This window comes from Mesorhizobium sp. M4A.F.Ca.ET.050.02.1.1, assembly GCF_003997725.1.
Classification (GTDB): Bacteria; Pseudomonadota; Alphaproteobacteria; order Rhizobiales; family Rhizobiaceae; genus Mesorhizobium.
Genome location: NZ_RZSG01000883.1, coordinates 1 through 2,324, shown reverse-complemented (window position 1 = coordinate 2,324; position 2,324 = coordinate 1). Strand labels below are relative to the sequence as shown.

At 65.8% G+C, this 2,324-nt stretch carries 2 protein-coding genes; both read right to left on the bottom strand.

The window, feature by feature from the left end; genetic code table 11:
* A partial coding sequence (locus tag EOA33_RS32640) for a hypothetical protein (RefSeq protein ID WP_127407497.1) occupies positions 1-1,730 on the bottom strand: 1,730 nt, incomplete at its 3' end.
* 4 nt (positions 1,731-1,734) lie between these two features.
* A partial coding sequence (locus EOA33_RS32635; protein ID WP_145989424.1) for a DUF4159 domain-containing protein occupies positions 1,735-2,324 on the bottom strand: 590 nt, incomplete at its 5' end.

Genomic DNA, 2,324 nt, shown 5'->3' with positions numbered 1-2,324 from the left:
TGGTAGAGGCCGATCTCCTTGGTCTCGACGCTGCCGAGGAAGATGCCGGGCTCGGATCTTTCCAGCTTGACGATCAGCGCCTTGCCGGACGGCGTGATGACCTGGGCAGGACCCGGATCGTCGCTCATCGTCTGGCGGCGGATCTCGAGCACCATGCCGCGTCCGTCGGCGGTCAGCCGCTCCTCCTCGAGCTCCGGCTCCTTCATCAGCCAGTGGGCGATGCGGCGGTAGAGCTGGACATGCGGGCCGCCGCCCTCGAAGCCGCGCGCCCACAGCCAGCCCTGGTCGGACAAGAGCATGCCGACGCGGCCTTCGCCCTTGCGGTCGAGCAGGAGGAGCGGCAGATTGTCGGCGCCCTTCATCACCACTTCGCCTTCGGGGTTCTTGACGCCGATGGTGCGGAACCAGCGGCTCCAGTGCGGCGGCTCGCTGTTGGATCTGTCGAGCCCTCGCGTCACCGGGTGGCGCTGGCCGAGATCGGTGAGGCGCGGGTAGAAGGCCTTGTCGACGACCTCGCCGCTCGGCATCGCCGGCAGCGCCGACATCAGCGGCGTGCGGGCGATAGAACTCTCGCCGGAATATTCGGGGCCGGCGGCGATCAGCAGTGCGCCGCCCTTTTCGACATATTCGGAGATGTAGTCGTAATAGAGGATCGGCAGCACGTCACGGTGCTGGTAGCGGTCGAAGATGATCAGGTCGAAATCCTTGATCTTCTCGACGAACAATTCGCGCGTCGGAAAGGCGATCAGCGACAGTTCGTTGATCGGCGTGCCGTCCTGCTTTTCCGGCGGCCGCAAAATCGTGAAATGGACGAGATCGACCGAGGCGTCCGACTTCAACAGGTTGCGCCAGGTGCGCTCGCCGGCATGCGGCTCGCCGGAGACGAGCAACACGCGCAGATTCTCGCGGATACCATCGACCAGAGCGATGGCGCGGTTGTTGGCGTCGGTCAGTTCGTCCGGCTGGTGGTCAATGGCGAGCTCGACGATGTTGCGGCCGGCATTGGGAATGGTGACCTGCAGGGGCATCGTCTGGCCGATCGTGGCGCGCTCGACGGAGACCTGCTCACCGTTGATCGAAACGCGGACGTCGACCTGGCCGGACTGATCACCGGTGGCGATGACACGGTAGGTCATGTCGAGCGGCTTGCCGACGAGGCCGAAGCGCGGTGCGTTCTCGAAGCGTATGCGGCGGTCCTTCTCGTGGTCATTGCCGGTGATGAGCGCGTGCAGCGGCGCATTGAAGTCGGGCGCGCCGGCGGGCGCGTCATGCACCTCGCCGTCGGTGATCATGACGGCGCCGCCGATTCGCGATGGCGGCACGTCGCGGAAGGCGCCTTCGAGCGCGCTGAACAGCCTGGTATCGGTACGCTCCTCGGCGGCATCGGACTTGCCGGCCTCGACCACGCGCACGTCGAACTGCTTGAAGCGGGCAAGGCGCTGCTGCAGCCCGGCCAAGGCCTCATCGGTCTGTTTGGTGCGTTCGCCGATGTCCTGGCTCTGGCTGCGGTCGACAATGATGGCGACAACGCTCTTCAGGGCATCGCGCTCCTCATCGAGGAACACCGGGTTGAGCAGCGCGGCGCCGAGCGCCAGCAAGGCGGTGAAGCGCAGGACCGAGCCGCGCTGACGGAACCACAGGCCGACCAGCGCCAGCAACGCCAGCGGCGCCAGCACTGCGACAAGCCACGGCCAGGCCAGAAGCGGTTCGAAGGAGATCGACCAGTTCATGGCTTTACTGCCCCAGCCGTTCGAGCAGGACAGGCACGTGCACCTGATCGGATTTGTAGTTGCCGGTCAGCATATACATCATGATGTTCACGCCGGCGCGCAGCGCATAGATCCGCTGCATCGGATCCGCCGGCACTGTGGGCAGCAAGGGGTCGCCATTCTCGTCCACAGCCCAGGCGCCGGCGAAGTCATTGGCGGTGATCAGGATCGGCGAGACGCCGTCGCCGACGCGCACCGGACGGTTCTCGGCATTGCTGGCGTCGAGCGAGGCCTCGACCCACAGCGGGCTGCCGTTGAACCGCCCGGGGAACTCCGGAAGAATGAAAAAGGATTTGGTCAGCACGTGGTCCGACGGCACCGGCTCCAGCGGCGGCACGTTGAGATTGCCGAGGATGTCGCGCAGCCGTTCCGTCGCCGGGCTGGTCGAGTTCGCGCCGATGCCGTTGGCGAACTGGTCGCGGGTGTCGAACAGCACCGTTCCGCCCTGCTGCATGTAAGCGTCGATGCGGGCGATCGAGGCTTCGCTCGGCATCGGGGCGGCCGGGTCGATCGGCCAGTAGATCAGCGGGTAGAAGGACAATTCGTCCTTGGCAC